General features: G+C 55.2%; 18 protein-coding genes, 1 tRNA gene and 1 pseudogene. 13 read left to right on the forward strand and 7 right to left on the reverse strand.

From position 1 onward, the window contains the following. Window positions 1-20 precede the first annotated feature (20 nt). Entirely contained in the window at window positions 21-872 is an 852-nt protein-coding gene (locus tag ACR0AD_RS11620) for a LysR family transcriptional regulator (RefSeq protein ID WP_480487444.1), read from the reverse strand. A 133-nt stretch (window positions 873-1,005) separates the two neighbouring features. On the opposite strand from ACR0AD_RS11620, the gene ACR0AD_RS11625 reads away from it, so the two are divergent. Further along, window positions 1,006-1,227 carry a hypothetical protein gene (locus ACR0AD_RS11625; RefSeq protein ID WP_170825504.1) on the forward strand — a complete coding sequence of 74 codons (222 nt, stop codon included), beginning with the start codon at window positions 1,006-1,008 and terminating at the stop codon, window positions 1,225-1,227. Between the two features lie 101 nt (window positions 1,228-1,328). On the opposite strand, the gene ACR0AD_RS11630 is transcribed toward ACR0AD_RS11625, so the two are convergent. Continuing rightward, entirely contained in the window at window positions 1,329-1,721 is a 393-nt protein-coding gene (locus ACR0AD_RS11630) for a RidA family protein (protein WP_480432013.1), read from the reverse strand. Window positions 1,722-2,124: 403 nt separating this feature from the next. Here ACR0AD_RS11630 and ACR0AD_RS11635 point away from each other — a divergent pair. Then, a pseudogene (locus tag ACR0AD_RS11635) lies at window positions 2,125-2,202 on the forward strand (hypothetical protein); the annotation flags it as partial. On the opposite strand, the gene ACR0AD_RS11640 reads toward ACR0AD_RS11635, so the two are convergent. From ACR0AD_RS11640 to ACR0AD_RS11650, 3 genes are all read right to left on the reverse strand, one after another. Next, window positions 2,173-2,586, reverse strand: a complete 414-nt coding sequence (locus ACR0AD_RS11640; RefSeq protein WP_480483682.1) for a helix-turn-helix domain-containing protein — start codon at window positions 2,584-2,586, stop codon at window positions 2,173-2,175. The pseudogene ACR0AD_RS11635 and the gene ACR0AD_RS11640 overlap by 30 nt on opposite strands. A gap of 211 nt (window positions 2,587-2,797) precedes the next feature. Next, window positions 2,798-2,874 (reverse strand) — tRNA-Pro (locus ACR0AD_RS11645). Window positions 2,875-2,992: 118 nt separating this feature from the next. After that, window positions 2,993-4,108 (reverse strand): THUMP domain-containing class I SAM-dependent RNA methyltransferase, encoded by a 1,116-nt coding sequence (locus ACR0AD_RS11650; RefSeq protein ID WP_480487447.1) that lies wholly within the window; start codon window positions 4,106-4,108, stop codon window positions 2,993-2,995. Between the two features lie 296 nt (window positions 4,109-4,404). Here ACR0AD_RS11650 and ACR0AD_RS11655 point away from each other — a divergent pair, with 296 nt between their 5' ends. Genes ACR0AD_RS11655 through nqrF form a run of 6 tightly spaced genes read left to right on the forward strand, consistent with a single transcriptional unit; the run spans window position 4,405 to window position 10,268 of the window. Next, the gene (locus ACR0AD_RS11655) at window positions 4,405-5,748 is read left to right on the forward strand and encodes a Na(+)-translocating NADH-quinone reductase subunit A (RefSeq protein WP_480487449.1); all 1,344 of its coding nucleotides are present in this window, start codon (window positions 4,405-4,407) and stop codon (window positions 5,746-5,748) included. A 5-nt stretch (window positions 5,749-5,753) separates the two neighbouring features. Beyond that, window positions 5,754-6,962 carry an NADH:ubiquinone reductase (Na(+)-transporting) subunit B gene (locus ACR0AD_RS11660; RefSeq protein WP_480477168.1) on the forward strand — a complete coding sequence of 403 codons (1,209 nt, stop codon included), beginning with the start codon at window positions 5,754-5,756 and terminating at the stop codon, window positions 6,960-6,962. Further along, window positions 6,955-7,770 carry a Na(+)-translocating NADH-quinone reductase subunit C gene (locus ACR0AD_RS11665; protein WP_480487451.1) on the forward strand — a complete coding sequence of 272 codons (816 nt, stop codon included), beginning with the start codon at window positions 6,955-6,957 and terminating at the stop codon, window positions 7,768-7,770. Before ACR0AD_RS11660 ends, ACR0AD_RS11665 begins: the two co-directional genes overlap by 8 nt. Then, window positions 7,770-8,423, forward strand: a complete 654-nt coding sequence (locus ACR0AD_RS11670) for an NADH:ubiquinone reductase (Na(+)-transporting) subunit D (protein ID WP_209507137.1) — start codon at window positions 7,770-7,772, stop codon at window positions 8,421-8,423. The genes ACR0AD_RS11665 and ACR0AD_RS11670 overlap by 1 nt, the downstream gene beginning before the upstream one ends. Beyond that, the gene (nqrE, locus tag ACR0AD_RS11675) at window positions 8,423-9,031 is read left to right on the forward strand and encodes an NADH:ubiquinone reductase (Na(+)-transporting) subunit E (RefSeq protein ID WP_209507136.1); all 609 of its coding nucleotides are present in this window, start codon (window positions 8,423-8,425) and stop codon (window positions 9,029-9,031) included. The genes ACR0AD_RS11670 and nqrE overlap by 1 nt, the downstream gene beginning before the upstream one ends. 13 nt (window positions 9,032-9,044) lie before the next feature. After that, window positions 9,045-10,268 carry an NADH:ubiquinone reductase (Na(+)-transporting) subunit F gene (gene nqrF, locus ACR0AD_RS11680; RefSeq protein WP_480483686.1) on the forward strand — a complete coding sequence of 408 codons (1,224 nt, stop codon included), beginning with the start codon at window positions 9,045-9,047 and terminating at the stop codon, window positions 10,266-10,268. Window positions 10,269-10,322: 54 nt separating this feature from the next. Here the strand turns inward: nqrF and ACR0AD_RS11685 are convergent, their stop codons facing one another. Beyond that, window positions 10,323-11,336, reverse strand: a complete 1,014-nt coding sequence (locus ACR0AD_RS11685) for an NAD-dependent epimerase/dehydratase family protein (RefSeq protein ID WP_480487453.1) — start codon at window positions 11,334-11,336, stop codon at window positions 10,323-10,325. Window positions 11,337-11,519: 183 nt separating this feature from the next. On the opposite strand from ACR0AD_RS11685, the gene ACR0AD_RS11690 reads away from it, so the two are divergent. Next, window positions 11,520-12,284 carry a metallophosphoesterase family protein gene (locus ACR0AD_RS11690; protein ID WP_480487454.1) on the forward strand — a complete coding sequence of 255 codons (765 nt, stop codon included), beginning with the start codon at window positions 11,520-11,522 and terminating at the stop codon, window positions 12,282-12,284. 2 nt (window positions 12,285-12,286) lie between these two features. Here ACR0AD_RS11690 and ACR0AD_RS11695 read toward each other — a convergent pair whose 3' ends face one another. Next, on the reverse strand, window positions 12,287-12,811 hold the full coding sequence (locus ACR0AD_RS11695) for a CBS domain-containing protein (RefSeq protein WP_480487455.1): 525 nt from the start codon (window positions 12,809-12,811) through the stop codon (window positions 12,287-12,289). A 122-nt stretch (window positions 12,812-12,933) separates the two neighbouring features. Between ACR0AD_RS11695 and ACR0AD_RS11700 the strand changes: the two genes are divergently transcribed. The 4 genes from ACR0AD_RS11700 (at window position 12,934) to ACR0AD_RS11715 (ending at window position 16,206) form a co-directional block, all read left to right on the forward strand. Further along, complete coding sequence (locus ACR0AD_RS11700; RefSeq protein ID WP_480483690.1) at window positions 12,934-13,119, forward strand: hypothetical protein; 186 nt, start codon at window positions 12,934-12,936, stop codon at window positions 13,117-13,119. 66 nt (window positions 13,120-13,185) lie between these two features. Then, window positions 13,186-14,211: an FAD:protein FMN transferase gene (locus tag ACR0AD_RS11705; protein ID WP_480487457.1), complete on the forward strand. Its 1,026-nt coding sequence runs from the start codon at window positions 13,186-13,188 to the stop codon at window positions 14,209-14,211. 14 nt (window positions 14,212-14,225) lie between these two features. Next, window positions 14,226-14,462, forward strand: coding sequence for a (Na+)-NQR maturation NqrM (gene nqrM / locus ACR0AD_RS11710; RefSeq protein WP_267366293.1), 237 nt, complete (start codon window positions 14,226-14,228; stop codon window positions 14,460-14,462). Between the two features lie 73 nt (window positions 14,463-14,535). After that, window positions 14,536-16,206, forward strand: a complete 1,671-nt coding sequence (locus ACR0AD_RS11715) for a sulfatase-like hydrolase/transferase (protein ID WP_480487459.1) — start codon at window positions 14,536-14,538, stop codon at window positions 16,204-16,206. Window positions 16,207-16,295 lie beyond the last annotated feature (89 nt).

The raw sequence follows: 16,295 nt of genomic DNA on the forward strand, positions 1-16,295 counted from the left end.
GTCCAATGCGGGGATAACCATCACTTGTAGATTGCCGCATAGCGAGGTGCGAAGAACTTGACGAAGGCTCTGACCTCGGGCCGGCGATAAGCTTCCGGCGAAATGAGCATCAGGTGCGGCACCGCAAGTTCGGGGATTTCGTCGAAGCACCGGATAAAGGAGTCGTCTGTTTCAACCAGTTTCACATTGCTGATCCCAAGGCCTTGGCCTGATCTGATCGCTGCATGCATCAGCTCGAGTTCAGTGAAAGACATAGAGATCTGGTCCGGTGCCACATGATTGGTCAACCATTCGTGGAATACATTCGGAACATCGTCCCGCTGAAAGGTAACAAACCGATGCCCGGCCAGATCATCGGTTGACTCCGGCAAGCCAAATTTGTCCGCGTAATTTCTGCTGCCGAACAAAGACCAGCGGGCCGTGCTGATCTTACGACAGATCAGGTCAGGATCGGGATCGGTTCGAGCCAGGCGCAACGCGATATCAGCCTCACCGGCCATCAGGTCCAGCGCCCGAACGCTGGACAAGAACTCGAATGCGACATCCTGATTGTCGGCAGAGAACTCGTTTACGATCTCAATCATGCGTGCAGAGAAGTTTGCTGAATAAGCTGTAATCCGGATGGGCTGTGTCGACGTCAATTCCTTCGCGCAATCGGCAAATTCGCGAACTGAAGCCTCGATTGCTTCGGCGAGAGGAACGAGGCGAAGGGCTTCTGGGGTTGGTTTGAACCCGTGCGTACCGCGCTCAAAAAGCGTTAAGCCTGTTTCTCTTTCGAGAACATCAATGCGTCGGGCAACCGTTGGTTGGGAGACCTTTAGCTTTCTAGAGGCCGCAAGCGTCGACCCTTCTCTGAAGACGGAGAGGAACACACGAATATCCGACCAATTTCGGAACCCATTCTTCATTTTTGTAGAACAGCACAATCTTGTGCCGGATACCAGAAAAACAGGTGAACAGTTACCTTTGTTGCGACAGCGCAAGTAACTCGGAAAGGAACATGAGATGGCTTCCCATACAATGTCACCCAGCATCTGGACCGTATTTGGTGGACTGTTCGGTTGGACCAAAAGAGCCTGCCCCGAAACCCGTAAGCCGCAGCCTACAGCCAACGATCTTCACGCGGAACGCGACTATATTAATGACGTGATCTGGAGTAATCCCGCTGCGTTTTCGAGTGAACTGGACGTGCAGAACATGATGAGTCTGTATCCAGGAAGGTTCTGACGACACTTGGTGACAATCGGCCAAATAAGGCAACGAGATCACATCCAAGGCAGTTGCGAGCTGTAAGTGACAGCTACGTAACCGCGTAGTGGCCTTCTCAGCTATGCGTCGTCGGCTATGATTGCATCGACTTCGATCTCGACCAACCATTCAGGGTTCACAAACCGATTGATCGCCATAATTGTGTCGACGGGTCGTGCATCGACGCAATACTTCTTCCTTGCCTCGATGGCTTCTTTCCAATTGTCGATATCTGTCAGTATGACTCGCGTCCGAACAATGTCTTGAATTCCGGAACCTGCCTGTTCGAGAGCCGCCTTGATGATTTCAAAGCACTGGGTTGTTTGGGCAAATACATCTCCGACCCCTACGGTCTTGCCTTCAGCATCGACAGGTGCGGTGCCGCCAACAGATATGTGGGGACCAACCCGAACTGCTCGGCTGAACCCAACGATTTCTTCCATCGGATTTCCATTTGAAACTAGCTGACGCATGGCATGAACCTCCTGTTTGTCCCAAGTATACCCATTTTGGCACGGCTTGTTCTTGGTTCAGGTGATGCTAGGGTTTTTTGGTAGAAAATACTGAGCATTAATGGAGGGTGGTTGGGATGGCTGATCCGTTTCAAGATGTAGATGCTGCGGGTGCGGAGTTCATTTCCGCATTTGCCGACTCGATGGACGCGCGTCAGGCCGATCCCACAATGGAAAAGATCGTTTAAAACTATCTGACCAAACTTGAGTTTGCCAAAGATAGCCTGACGGTTGAAGTCGGGTGCGGTGCGGGAGCTGTCACGCGCCGCATTGCGGAGAAGGCCAAACCCGCGCGGGTCATTGGTTTCGAGCCGTCTGTAGGCTTGTGACCGAAGCAAGAGCGCGGGTTGGGGGCCACGACAATGTGGAGTTTGAGGTCGCTGGTGGAGCGTCGCTGCCCCTGGATGATGGCTCAGTTGATAACGTGATAATGCACACAGTGCTTACCCATGTTGCAGACCCGGAACCTCTTTTGACCGAAGCAGGGCGCGTTCTTGTCCCCCTCCTGGCGACGATCCGTTGCCCGTTTCAGGGCCGCTTCGGTCGGACGATAGCGCGACGAGTTCCCTTTGTTGGTCCCGCGCTCAATGGTCATGTAGCCCGCCGCCTCGACCTTGTTCAGCGCCCGCTTGACCGACTTGGCGTGCTTGCCGATGGCCGCGCCGATGGTCTCAAAAGATGGGCGGCTCTCGCCGGTCTCGTGGTCCGCATGGGCCAACGCCAAGTAGAGGGCGACGCGCAGGGCGTTGTCGTCCAACTCGTGGTCGGTGACCATCTCGAGCAGGAATTGCAGCTTGATCTTGCAGAAGGGCAGAAGCTCAGACATCGGCCCCTCCCGCGATTGCGATCACGGGCGCAATCTGGTATCCAGTCTGAGCAATCTTTTCGATTTGGCCGTTGACGTGGGTGCCAGCCCAGTCAGCGGCCTTTCGGTTTCTGAGGAGGCTGAACTCACCAAAAACCGCCTCAAAAGCCGCATAATCCGGACCGACCCTCAACAAGGGTCATAGCTAAACGGGCTAAGTATCTGGAATTATTGGTCGGAGTGAGAGGATTCGAACCTCCGGCCCCTGCCTCCCGAAGACAGTGCTCTACCAGACTGAGCTACACTCCGACCGTGGCGGGTGATCTATACGCGGCTTTGCCGATGCGCAAGAGGATTTTGAGAAGCGATCATCCTAATCTTCCGTCTTTGGATCGGTAACGGACGGGCTAAACAGGTCACGAGACTCTCATGGCAGCGGATCCGTTTTGTACAGACGGATCTTGGTGCCTCCGTGGTCCACGACCGGACCGGGCGCCAGCAAAGGCAGGCGGGTCGCCCGAGCCAAAGCCGGAGCGCTGGTCACAATCCCAACACGCCATCCTCGAAACCGGCTCATCAAAGATTTACCCAAGGCTCCGTAGACAGAGCGCAGACGCTTTTCATCTCCAATTCGCGCCCCGTAGGGAGGGTTCACAATGACCAGCCCGGCGGGTCCCGCAGGGGGTTTGATGTCACTGACGGAAAGCTGTTGAAAACGCGTGTTGGCGTTAACCTGCGCTCTATGGGCGTTGGCTGTTGCGGCTTCGATAGCTCCGGCGTTGCGGTCAGAGCCACAGAAGGTGAGAAAACACTCAGCGACCTCTGACTCGCTGCGCATGTCTTGCCAGCGGTCAGGGTCGAAGCCCGCAAGGTTTTCAAACGCAAAACTGCGGGACCGACCAGGGCGCAGCCCCAGGGCAATCTCGGCGGCTTCGATCACGAAAGTACCCGAACCGCACATCGGGTCCAACACCGGTTCATTGCCGCTAAATCCGCAGTCACGCAGAAACATGGCTGCCATCGTTTCGCGAATTGGCGCTTTGGCAATTGCTTCTTTATGACCACGCTTGTGCAAAAGCTCTCCAGAACTGTCGACGGAAAATGTACAGATGTCCTTTTCGATTCTCAGCAAGATCCTGACATCGGCGTCGGAAGATATCGGAGCGCCCAGAGTTTCGGATATCGCTTGTTCAACTCTCTGCCGTGCGGCACCGGCATGATATATTCTGGATTTGCGGCTGGTGGCCTCGACTTTGACCGGAACACCGGAGCGCAGGAACTCGCCCCACGGGAATTTGCGCGCACGTTTGTCCAATTGGGCTAAATGCACGGCAGGAAAACTGCCCAGACGAACCAGAACCTTGTTTGCACCGCGTAAGGTCAGGTTGGCGCGCCAGACCTCGGACCACGAACCACGGCAAATGACACCCCCTGGAATCGTCTTGACCTGAGCGAACCCGTTGGACTGCGCCTCGGCACAGAGGGGGGCTTCAAGGCCCGGGGTGGCAATCAGAAAGATTTCGAAGTCTGTGTCTTTTTTCATTCCGGTTGCTTACACTGGAAGTTCAGCGGGCGCGACACGCAATTTTGACCCGAATTTTTGGCCATCTTGAGGGAAAACTCCAAGATTTTGCAGTTTGATCTTAACTTTCGGCGGTAACAGGTTTGCGTTTGCGGGCATCCGCGCGTAAAGGGTCCGTGATCAGAAATACGCCTGCGGAATTTGGACCCGTTTCGACGCTTTTGCGATGGGCACCGGAAAAAACCGCGTTATTGCATGACCCCTAAAGGGTGTCGGCAGGGCTGGCGCAGGAAAGAGGCTTGGAAGAACGTAGCGGTATGCAAACTTTCAAACTTAAAAAAGGGTTGGACCTGCCAGTGGAAGGCGCTCCCGACCAAACCATTCATCCGGGTCCGGAATACTCGACCGTTGGTGTTCTGGGTGGGGACTACATTGGCCTGAAGCCAAAGATGCTGGTGCAGGAAGGTGATAGTGTCGAGCGGGGTACGCCGCTCTTTTGTCACAAAGATGCGCCTGACGCGATGATGGTCGCACCGGTGACTGGCAAGATTGTTGCCATCAACCGGGGTGCCCGCAGGGTGTTGCAGAGCGTCGTCATCGAAGTGTCCGACACCAATGACACGGGCTTGGATTTTTCGAGCGTGGGCGATGCGCATAGCGCCGAAGGCGTGACTGCAAAACTGTGCACCGCGGGTCTATGGACTTCATTCCGCACGCGGCCTTATTCGAAAATGCCGGAACCCGGTGCCAAACCGAACGCGATTTTCGTGACAGCCATGGACAGTGACCCATTGGCGGCTGATGCCGCCACGATCATTGCCGAGGCACCCGAGGCCTTTGCCGCTGGGTTGGTAGCAATCAGCAAGCTGACAGAGGGCAAAACCTATCTTTGCCAGAAACAAGGCGACACGATCCCCGGCGCGGATGTTGCCGGTGTCGAGGCCGTGGCGTTTTCCGGTCCACATCCATCGGGCCTGGCAGGAACGCATATTCACTTCCTCGAACCGATTGCGGGGGAAAAGCAAGTCTGGACTATCGGTTATCAGGACACCATCGCGATTGGCCGCCTGATGCAGACCGGGCGTCTGGATCCGAGTGTTGTGATCGCCTTGACCGGGCCCGGTGCGCGTCAGCCGCGTTTGATCCGCACCGTGATGGGCGCGTCCACGGACGACTTGACACGAGGTGAGGTAAGTGTGGACGGAACGCCCCGCATTATCTCGGGTTCGATCCTGTCGGGTCAACATGCCGACGGACCGACCGCATATCTGGGCCGGTTTGCCCGTCAAATCTGTATCATCCGAGAGGATCACGATCAGATTCCGATGGGTTGGATCCGGCCAATGCCTTCCAAGTATTCCGTCCAGCCAGTATTGGGCTCGGCCTTTTCCAGAAAACTCTATGCTTTTACGTCCAACCTGAACGGTGGCCGCCGTGCAATGGTGCCAACAGGCGTGTTCGAAGAGTTGATGCCGCAGGATTACCTGCCCACACAATTGCTTCGGGCCTTGCTGGTGATGGATACGGATACGGCTCAGGCACTGGGTGCGCTTGAACTGGACGAAGAGGATCTGGGCCTTGTGGGCTTTGCCTGTCCGGCGAAATACGAATACGGGCTGGCACTGCGCGACTGCCTGAACAAGATTGAAAAGGAGGGCTGATCCGAATGGGATTGCGTAACTTCTTTGACCGGATCGAGCCGAACTTTACCAAGGGCGGCAAGTACGAGAAGCTTTTTCCGATCTACGAGATGGTGGAAAGCTTCATCTACACTCCGAAAACCGTAACCACCGTTGCTCCTCATGCGCGGTCTTATGTAGATATGAAGCGGATCATGACATATGTCGTGATTGCCACTATTCCTTGCATCCTGTGGGGAATGTGGAACACCGGTTATCAGGCAAATTCGGCCATTGCCGCGCTTGGCCCAGAGTCGGCAACCGGCTGGCGAATTGCAATTCTTCAGGTTTTTGGCATTTCGCTTAGTCCGGACAGCATCTTTGCCAATGTCATGCACGGGCTCATGTACTTCCTGCCGATCTATGTCGTCACGCTGGTGGCAGGCGGTATTTTTGAGGTCATTTTCGCAACGGTCCGCGGGCATGAGGTGAATGAAGGCTTTCTTGTCACTTCGATGCTTTACGCCCTGATCATGCCAGCAACTACGCCTCTGTGGCAGGTTGCCCTGGGAATTATTTTTGGTGTCGTGATCGGCAAAGAGGTTTTCGGTGGCACTGGTAAGAACTTCCTCAACCCTGCCTTGGTGGGGCGGGCGTTTTTGTATTTTGCCTATCCTGCGCAGATGTCGGGCGATGCCGTGTGGACCCCGGTCGACGGGTTTTCCGGTGCGACGGCTCTGGCTGTGTCGGCTGCCGAAGGCTATCAGGCGCTGGCCGCTGACGGTATCACCTGGTGGAGCGCGTTTTATGGCACCATCCAAGGCAGTATAGGGGAAACCTCGACGCTGGCCTGCATCATCGGTCTGGCCTTCCTGCTGATCACCAAGATCGCCAACTATCGGCTGATTGTGGGATGTCTGGCAGGCACAATTGCGTTCACCTGGCTGCTGAACCTGATCGGGTCCGAGACGAACCCGATGTTCGCTATGCCCTGGTACTGGCATGTCGTATTGGGTGGTTACGCCTTTGGTCTGGCTTTCATGGTGACCGAGCCGGTCTCGGCCAGCCACACCAATGCCGGTCGCTATGTCTATGGCGCCCTGATTGGTGTCATGGTTGTGTTAATACGTGTGATCAACCCAGCCTTTCCCGAAGGTATGATGCTGGCCATACTGTTCGGCAACGTCTTTGCACCGCTGATCGATTATTTTGTCGTTCAGGCCAACATCAAACGGAGGGCGCGTCGCCATGTCTGATACGCAATCCCCTGAACGCAAGGGCGCGATTGCCCGGTTTCTGGCGGCCTCACCAGATTCAGTTGGCAAAACGATCTTTATTGCTGTTGCGGTCTGTCTCGTTGCCTCGATGATCGTGTCGGCCGCCGCGGTCAGCCTGCGCCCGGTGCAGGAGGCCAACAAGCTGAAGGACAAGCAGGTCAATATCCTGCAGGTGGCGGGGGTGTATGAACCCGGCGTCAATGTCACCGAAGCATTTACCGCATTCGAGCCGCATGTGCTGGACCTGGCAACGGGCGATTTTGTGGACGATCAGTTCGAGCCGGCCACCTTTGACGATTTGGCCGCTGCCGGCGATCCGGACCTGAGCGTCGCGCTTGACGACGATCCCGCAGGCATTGGTCGCAAGGCAAAGTATCGGGTCATCTATCTGCTGCGCGACGACAGCGGAGCGTTGGACAAGGTGATCCTGCCGCTGCATGGCTATGGGTTGTGGTCTACGCTCTACGGCTTCATCGCGCTGGAAAAGAACGGCAACGACATTTTCGGCCTGCAATTCTATCAGCATGGTGAGACACCGGGTTTGGGTGCTGAGGTGGACAATCCGCGCTGGAAGACGTTGTGGAACGGCAAGAAGCTGCGCGACGACGCGGGAGTGTTGCAGATCACCGTCGCCAAGTCGCAGCCTGCGGCCGGGCCCGACTATTACATCGACGCCCTGGCAGGTGCGACCCTGACCACTGTCGGTGTCGACAACCTGGTGAGGTTCTGGATGGGCGATGCGGGTTACGCTCCGTTCCTGGCCAAGCTGCAAGCAGGAGAGATCTGATGTCTCAGACCAAGAAAGAGCTGTTGGTCGACCCCCTTGTCGACAACAACCCAATCACCCTGCAAGTGCTGGGCATCTGTTCGGCTCTGGCGGTGACTTCGTCGTTGCAGGTGGCCTTTGTGATGGCGCTGGCGGTGACCTTTGTGACCGCGTTTTCGTCGATGTTCATTTCGATTTTGCGAAACCAGATTCCTGGTTCGATCCGAATCATCGTGCAGATGGTGATCATCGCTTCGCTTGTGATTTTGGTGGATCAGATCCTCAAGGCGTATGCCTTTCAGATTTCCAAGACTTTGTCTGTGTTCGTCGGCCTGATCATCACCAACTGTATCGTTATGGGCCGAGCCGAGGCATTCGCTATGAAAAATCCGCCGGTAGCATCGTTCATCGACGGTTTGGGCAACGGCATGGGCTATGGCCTGATCCTGATGCTGGTGGGCATCATCCGCGAACTGTTTGGATCGGGCAGCCTGTTCGGGGTGACAATCCTGCAAACGGTCAACAATGGCGGGTGGTACGTGCCCAACGGCCTGTTGCTGCTGCCGCCGTCGGCGTTCTTTGTGATCGGCCTGCTAATCTGGGCTTTCCGCACGTGGAAGCCGAACCAGGTCGAAGAACGTGAATACAAAATCCAGCAGGTAGAGGCGCACTGATGGAAGGGCTTATCTCTCTGGCCGTGAAGGCCGTATTTATCGAAAACCTCGCGCTCAGCTTTTTCCTTGGCATGTGTACCTTCATCGCCGTGTCGAAAAAGATTTCGACTGCCATCGGGCTGGGAATATCAGTCATGGTGGTGCAGGCCATCACCGTGCCCGCCAACAACCTGTTGCTGTCCTTCCTGCTGAAACCGGGCGCATTGGCATGGGCCGGGTTCCCGGACGTGGATCTGACCTTTCTCGGGCTGATTTCCTACATCGGTGTGATTGCAGCGATGGTTCAGATCCTCGAGATGATCCTCGATAAGTATTTTCCACCCCTCTACAACGCGCTGGGGATCTTCCTGCCTTTGATCACTGTGAACTGTGCCATTCTGGGTGGTTCGCTGTTCATGGTCGAACGCGACTATAATTTTGCCGAGGCGACCACCTATGGCATCTCATCCGGTTTCGGCTGGGCGCTGGCGATCACCGCGATGGCAGGCGTGCGCGAAAAGCTGAAATACTCGGATGTGCCGGACGGGCTTCAGGGGCTGGGCATCACCTTTATCACTGCCGGGCTGATGGCGATGGCCTTTATGTCCTTCTCGGGCGTGAAACTGTAAGGGGGGCGTGAGAATGGAAACCTTTTCGCTCGGCGTTGTCCTGTTCACCCTGATCGTTCTGGCGCTGGTGGCCATCATTATGGCTGCACGTTCCAAGCTGGTGTCGACCGGCAACGTCAACATCACCATCAACGGTGAAAAGACTATCTCGGTTCCGGCTGGTGGCAAACTGCTGCAAACATTGGCGGCCGAAAAACTGTTTGTTCCGTCAGCCTGCGGTGGTGGTGGTACCTGTGCCCAGTGCCGCGTGAAAGTGCATTCGGGTGGCGGTTCGATCCTGCCGACCGAAGAAAGCCATATCACAAAGCGCGAAGCCTCCTGTGGCGACCGTCTGTCCTGTCAGGTGGCGGTCAAGCAGGACATGGAAATCGAAGTTCCAGAAGAGGTCTTCGGCGTCAAGAAATGGGAATGCACCGTTCGCTCGAACGAGAATGTCGCGACCTTTATCAAGGCCCTTACCCTAGACCTGCCCGAAGGTGAGGACGTGAATTTCCGCGCCGGTGGCTACATCCAGATCGAAGCGCCTGCTCATCAGTTGAAATACACTGATTTCGACGTGCAGGAAGAATATCGCGAGGATTGGGATCGCTTCAATCTGTGGCAATACGAGTCGGTTGTGAACGAACCTATCGAGCGCGCCTATTCGATGGCCAACTATCCGGATGAAAAGGGCATGATCATGCTTAACGTCCGGGTTGCTTCACCGCCTCCGGGCTCAGAAGGAATTCCGGCGGGACAGATGTCGTCCTACATCTTTAACCTGAAGCCGGGCGACAAAGTCACAATCTCGGGTCCATTTGGCGAGTTTTTCGCACGTGAAACCAAGAAGGAAATGGTCTTCATCGGTGGTGGCGCCGGTATGGCACCGATGCGCAGCCACATCTTTGACCAGCTCAAACGCCTTGAGAACCGCGACCGCAAGATCAGTTTCTGGTACGGTGCGCGGTCCAAGAAAGAGATGTTCTTTGTCGAGGATTTCGACCAACTGGCGGAAGAGTTCGACAATTTTGAATGGCATGTCGCTCTGTCGGATGCCCAGCCCGAGGATGAGTGGAAAGGCTATACCGGCTTCATCCACAACGTTCTGTTCGACGAATACCTCAAGAACCACCCGGCACCCGAGGATTGTGAATACTACATGTGTGGGCCGCCAATCATGAACCAGTCGGTTATCAACATGCTGCTGGATCTGGGCGTGGATCGCGAAGACATCATGCTCGACGATTTTGGCGGGTAACTAAAGTAACCGGCGCTGAGTGCGCCGGTTTTTTCATTCCGGCGCCAGATCGACCTATTTTCCGTAATAGTCCCGATACCAGGCGACGAACTGTGCGATACCGTCCTTCAGGTCGGTCTGCGGGCGATAATTCGTCAGCCGCTGCAACAGCTGATTGTCAGCCCAGGTGGCATGAACATCGCCCATCTGCATTGGCATAAAGTTTTTGACCGCTTTCTGGCCAACAGCCTCTTCGATGGCTTCTATGAAATCCATCAGACGCACCTTGTCTCCGTTGCCAATGTTGACGATGCGGTACGGTGCAACGGGCGACAAGCTGTCACCATCTTCGATATCCGCGCGGCTGGTTGGGCGGACCGGCGGAACATCGATCAGCAACCTGATCCCACGCACAAGGTCTTCTACATGCGTGAAGTCGCGATACATGTCGCCATGATTGTAGATGTCGATTGGTCTGCCATCCAGTATCGCAGCGACGAATTTGAAATAGGCCAGATCGGGGCGCCCCCAAGTGCCGTAAACGGTAAAAAATCGAAACATGGTGGTCGGCAAATCCCACAGATGGGCATAGGAATGCCCCATCGCCTCATTTGCCTTTTTGGTGGCGGAGTAGATCGTCAGTTGGGTGTCGGCTTTTTCTGTTTCGATGAACGGCATGTCCTCGTTTGCACCGTAGATTGATGAGGTCGACGCCATCAAAAGGTGTTCCACTTTGTGCTGACGCGCGATTTCCATCACATTGAACGTGCCCACAACGTTCGACTCGATATAGCTGCGAGGATATTCAAGGCTGTGCCGCACGCCTGCCTGCGCGGCCAGATGGACGATGACATCGGGCTGAAACTCCTCAGCGACCTGCACAAGACGGTCAAAGTTTTCCAAACGGTCTTCAGTTGCCGTAAATCCCGGGGTTTGAAGCAGTATCTGATGTCGACGCTGTTTCAGGGTCACATCATAATAGTCGGTAATCCCGTCATAGCCATGTACCTGAAACCCTTCTGCCAGAAGCAATTTGGCCAGATGGAATCCGATGAACCCGGCAGAACCTGTAATCAAAACTCGTTTCATAAACCCTCAGAACTCACTGCAAATTCATCGCTGATCGAAAGGCGTTGATCCTATCATCAGATCAACTGCTTGCGAACATCCTGCGGGCCATATCGGACAATCTAAGGCTCGTGGTCAACACTTTGCCTACTCAAACAGTTGTTGATTGCGACCACTACGCAGGGCGGGTAGGGATCAAATGCCATGATGAAAGACTGGATCAGACGGCGGTTCCAATCCGCGGCGAAGGAAAGCACCAATGCGATGCCATGCGACGTGGCACCCGCGGAAAAGGTGACAGCTGTCGGTGATATTCACGGCCGTCTTGATTTGCTTCAGGCGGTTTTGCCACGACTCGACGATCAAAGCCCGCTGGTCTTTCTGGGCGATTACATCGATCGGGGGGCATACAGCGCGCAGGTACTGCGGCATTTGCATCACCTGAGTGAGGCGTCAGACGGGCGGGTGCAATGCCTGCTTGGCAATCACGAAGAGATGCTGCTGCAATTTGTAAACGACCCGGAACGATACGCCAGGCTTTGGTTTCATAACGGCGGAGCGGAAACTTTGGCATCTTTCGGTCTCGAATGTCCCGACGAGTTGGACGGTGGCAAGCATCTGCCTGAACTGGCAGAGCGTCTGCGGCACAAGATGGGCGACAGCTTGCTGGACTGGCTTGCAAATCTGCCGCTGACCTGGACCAGCGGCAACGTCACCTTTGTCCACGCGGCACTTGATCCGCGGCAATCCATTCAATCCCAGGATCGCCAGATCTGTCTTTGGGGTCATCCGATGTTTCCACGGCTTGCACGCAGCGACGCGCAATGGGTTGTTCACGGTCATACTATTGTAAGCCACCCCCAGATTAGAAACCGGGTTGTGTCGATCGATACAGGTGCCTTTGCCTCAGGCAGATTAACTGCCGCTGAAATAAACGGCGGCAGTGTCAGGTTTTTTTCAACCGGTTGAAACTATCCTACGATCATCTGCTTCATGCGAAGCGCTTCATACTCCAATTCCCTCAGACGGAAATGCACCACGTCACCGATAGTGATGACACCGCACAAATTGCCATCACGCAGAACCGGCATATGGCGGAAACGCCCTTCGGTCATGGTTTTCAGCACGTCATTCAGCGTATCCTCGGGCATACAGGCCTTTACATCCCTAGTCATCAGGTCTTCGACCGACTGTGGCAGGGTCTGTCCGGGCGTATCGGCCATGCGACGCACGATGTCGCGTTCCGACAAGATCCCTTGCAATGCCCCGTTCTGATCTGTCACCAGAACAGCGCCAATCCGCTTTTCCTTGAGCGTGTTCACCACCGAATGGATGGTATCATTAGGCCGCACCGAAAACACCGCATCCCCTTTACCCTCAAGCAGTTTGGCCACGGTCGTCTGCGAATGCGACAGGTTTGATTCCGCTGATTGGCTGTAGGTTGTCTTGTCAGCCTTGTCACCGCGCGACGGCGACTGGTAAGAGGTTGGAGCCATGGGCAATCTCCTTTTGGTTCTTGCAAAGTCTTTCCCTTTCACCTTAGCGCAGCTAAACGACCTGTATAGGGTACAATTGCACGAGTTGGCCAAACGCAGGTCAGCAAAGGGAGCTTAAGCCTTTGAATGAACTCTATCTTACGCCCCCCGTTGCCGCGCTGATCTTCTTTGCGGCTGTTGTGTGCGGTCACAACTTTCGTATGGCGTGGAAGCAACAGCAGCCCGGGTGGCGCAAACGCGCGTGGTTGTTTGGTATTCCGGCCGGAACTGGTCTTTTGCTGTTGGGTTTCCTTCCGCTGAAACTGTAATGCCAATTTGACTCTGGCAAGGACCGCTGTCATATGCCGGGCACAGAATGTCCCGGAGAACGCCCAATGCGTCTTTTGCCCATACTGGCCTTTTTCACCCTTCTTTCAGGCTGTCTTTTTGACAAGGAACCCGAAGTGGTCCGTCTGTCCGGTGAGACAATGGGCACGACCTACAATATCACCGCAATTGGCGAAGACCTTGACGAAGACGCACTGACTGCGGCCGTCAGTGATAAGTTGGCAGCTGTGAATGCCAAGATGTCCAATTGGGATCCGAACTCCGAGGTTTCCGTTTTTTCCGCGTCGTCCAGCACAGATCCAATGCCTGTTTCCGACGAATTTGCGCTGGTTCTTTCGGCGGCGAACGAAGTGCACGCGAAATCCGGTGGCATCTTCGACGTAACCCTCGGCCCTCTGATCGAGCTTTGGGGTTTTGGCCCACGCAAACCCGAGGACCCGGTGCCATCTGATGCTGATATCAACGCAGCGCTGAACGGTGTAGGTCAAGAACGCCTGCTAGCGCTCGATACCGATGCTGGTACGCTTGCCAAGTCAAACGCCAGTGTGGGCATTAACCTGTCCGCGATTGCAAAAGGCTATGGAATTGACGCTGTTGCGGAAACCTTGCAGGCCGCTGGCATCGAAAACTATCTGGTCGAAATTGGCGGCGATCTTGTGGCCAAAGGTAAGAATGACGAGGGCGAAGCGTGGCTCATTGGTATCGAGAAACCTGAAACGGGTTCGCAAACCATCCAACTGGTTGTTTCACTGGATGATCGGGGCATGGCCAGCTCGGGCGATTACAGGAATTTCTTTGAACAGGATGGAGTGCGCTATTCGCATATCATCGATCCGACAACAGGCCACCCGATCACGCATCGCACCACCTCGGTTACCGTGCTGGCCGAAAACGCGATGATGGCCGATGCCTGGGCAACAGCCATGCTGGCTTTGGGTCAGGAAAAGGGTCTTGCTTTGGCGGAGGAGCATAAACTTGCCGTGTATTTCATCTCGCGGGATGTGACAGGCGGCGAAGATGCCTATATCACTGCCCATAGTGCGGCGTTCAAAGACGCGCTGGGATTGAACTGACTGTTGGAGCTGAGATGAGTACCTTTATTCTGGCCTTCATTCTTCTCGCTCTCGTCATGGTGGGCATGTCATTGGGTGTCATGCTGATGGGAAAGACCATCAAAGGCAGCTGCGGTGGTCTAAACGCGATCTCGGGCGCTGACAAATGCGTTGTCTGCCAAAAAGACATCGACCCCGACAGCCCACTGCGCGACAAGCTGCAATGTAAACGCGCCAAGAAGATGCTGGAACAAATGGACCGTCAGGCCTGACGCAGGTTTTGCTTCGTTCTGCGGATAGAAGGGGCTAACTAGGCCCTCGTGACTTTTGGGGAAGGGCGTCAACTTGGCCAAGGCAAACAACATCCTGTTCATCATGTTCGACCAGCTGCGCTGGGATTATCTGAGCTGTTACGGCCATCCACATCTGCATACTCCAAATATCGATCGTCTGGCTGCCAAAGGCGTGCGCTTCAACCGCGCCTATATCCAATCACCGATCTGCGGCAGCTCTCGCATGTCCACCTACACAGGGCGCTATGTGCATTCTCACGGCGCGTCGTGGAACGGAATTCCGTTGAAAGTCGGCGAGATAACGATGGGTGATCACCTGCGGAAGGCGGGGATGGATTGCTGGCTGGTCGGCAAAACCCATATGCGTGCAGACGCCGAAGGGATGGCGCGGCTTGGTCTGGAACCTGACAGCTTGATAGGTGCGCGCGTCGCCGAATGTGGGTTTGACGTATATGAAAGGGATGACGGTATGCTGCCCGAAGGTCCGGATGGGTATTATGACCCGGACGGGGCAAAGGAATACAACAAGTTCCTGAAAGCAAAGGGGTATGAGAGTGACAATCCCTGGCATGACTTTGCCAATTCCGGACTGGATGCGGATGGCAACGTTCTGTCTGGCTGGTTTCTGAAGAATTCACCCGAAGCCGCGAATATTGCCGAGGAAGACAGCGAAACGCCCTATCTGACCGGGCGCGGGATCGAGTTCATGGAAACGCATGATGGCCCGTGGTGCTGCCATCTGAGCTTTATCAAGCCGCATTGGCCGTACATCGTACCGGACCCATACGCCTCGATGTATGGGCCGGAACATGTGTTGCCTGTGGTGCGATCCGAGGCGGAACGTCAGAATGCGCATCCCGTGCTCAAAGCCTTCATGGACACAAAGATCGGCCAGACCTTTTCGCGGCAGGATGTGCGTGAGGCGGTTATCCCAGCCTATATGGGGCTGATCAAGCAAGCCGATGACCAGATGGGCCGCCTGTTGGATTGGTTGGAGAGAGCCGGGCGGATGGAAAACACGATGATCGTGTTGACATCAGACCACGGTGATTTTCTGGGCGATCACTGGATGGGGGAGAAGACCTTTTTCCACGACGCCTCAACCAGAGTGCCGTTGATCATTTATGACCCGTCGCCCGAGGCGGACGCGACACGTGGCACAGTCAGCGATGCGCTTGTAGAATCCATCGACCTTGCACCGACCTTTGTCGATGCGGCTGGTGGGGAAGTGGCGACGCATATTCTGGAAGGTCACTCCCTGCTGCCCATCCTTTATGGGGAGGTGGACACGTTGCAACGCGATGTGGTGATCTGCGAATATGACTACTCGGCTTCGCCAATCGCAAATGTTTTGGACATGTCCGTCCGCGATGCGGTGATGTTCATGGTCGCAAGCAAGAAATGGAAACTGATCCATTGTGAAGGTGGGTACCGGCCAATCCTGTTCGATTTGGAGAATGACCCTGATGAGTTGAACGATCTGGGTGACAGCGCCGAACATGCCGGTGTAATCGCCGAAATGTACGAGCACCTGTTCGCCTGGACGCGGCGGGCGTCACAGCGCACGACCCGGTCCGAGCAGCAATTGATTGAAATGCGCACCAAAAGCCGGGGCAGGGGTGTTGTTCTGGGCGTTTATGATGAAAACGATGCACCACTGGATCTGACAGTCAAATACCGCAATCGCAAGGTGCGCCCTTTCCAAAGCTATCTGAAGGACTAACACCTCTGTGTTGGTTATAATTGTACATCATTGCAAAAGGCGGTTCACCCGTCGAAGTCCAAAGGATAGAAGGTGACCCAAGAGCAGCA

The organism is Ruegeria sp. BH8 (genome assembly GCF_056538065.1).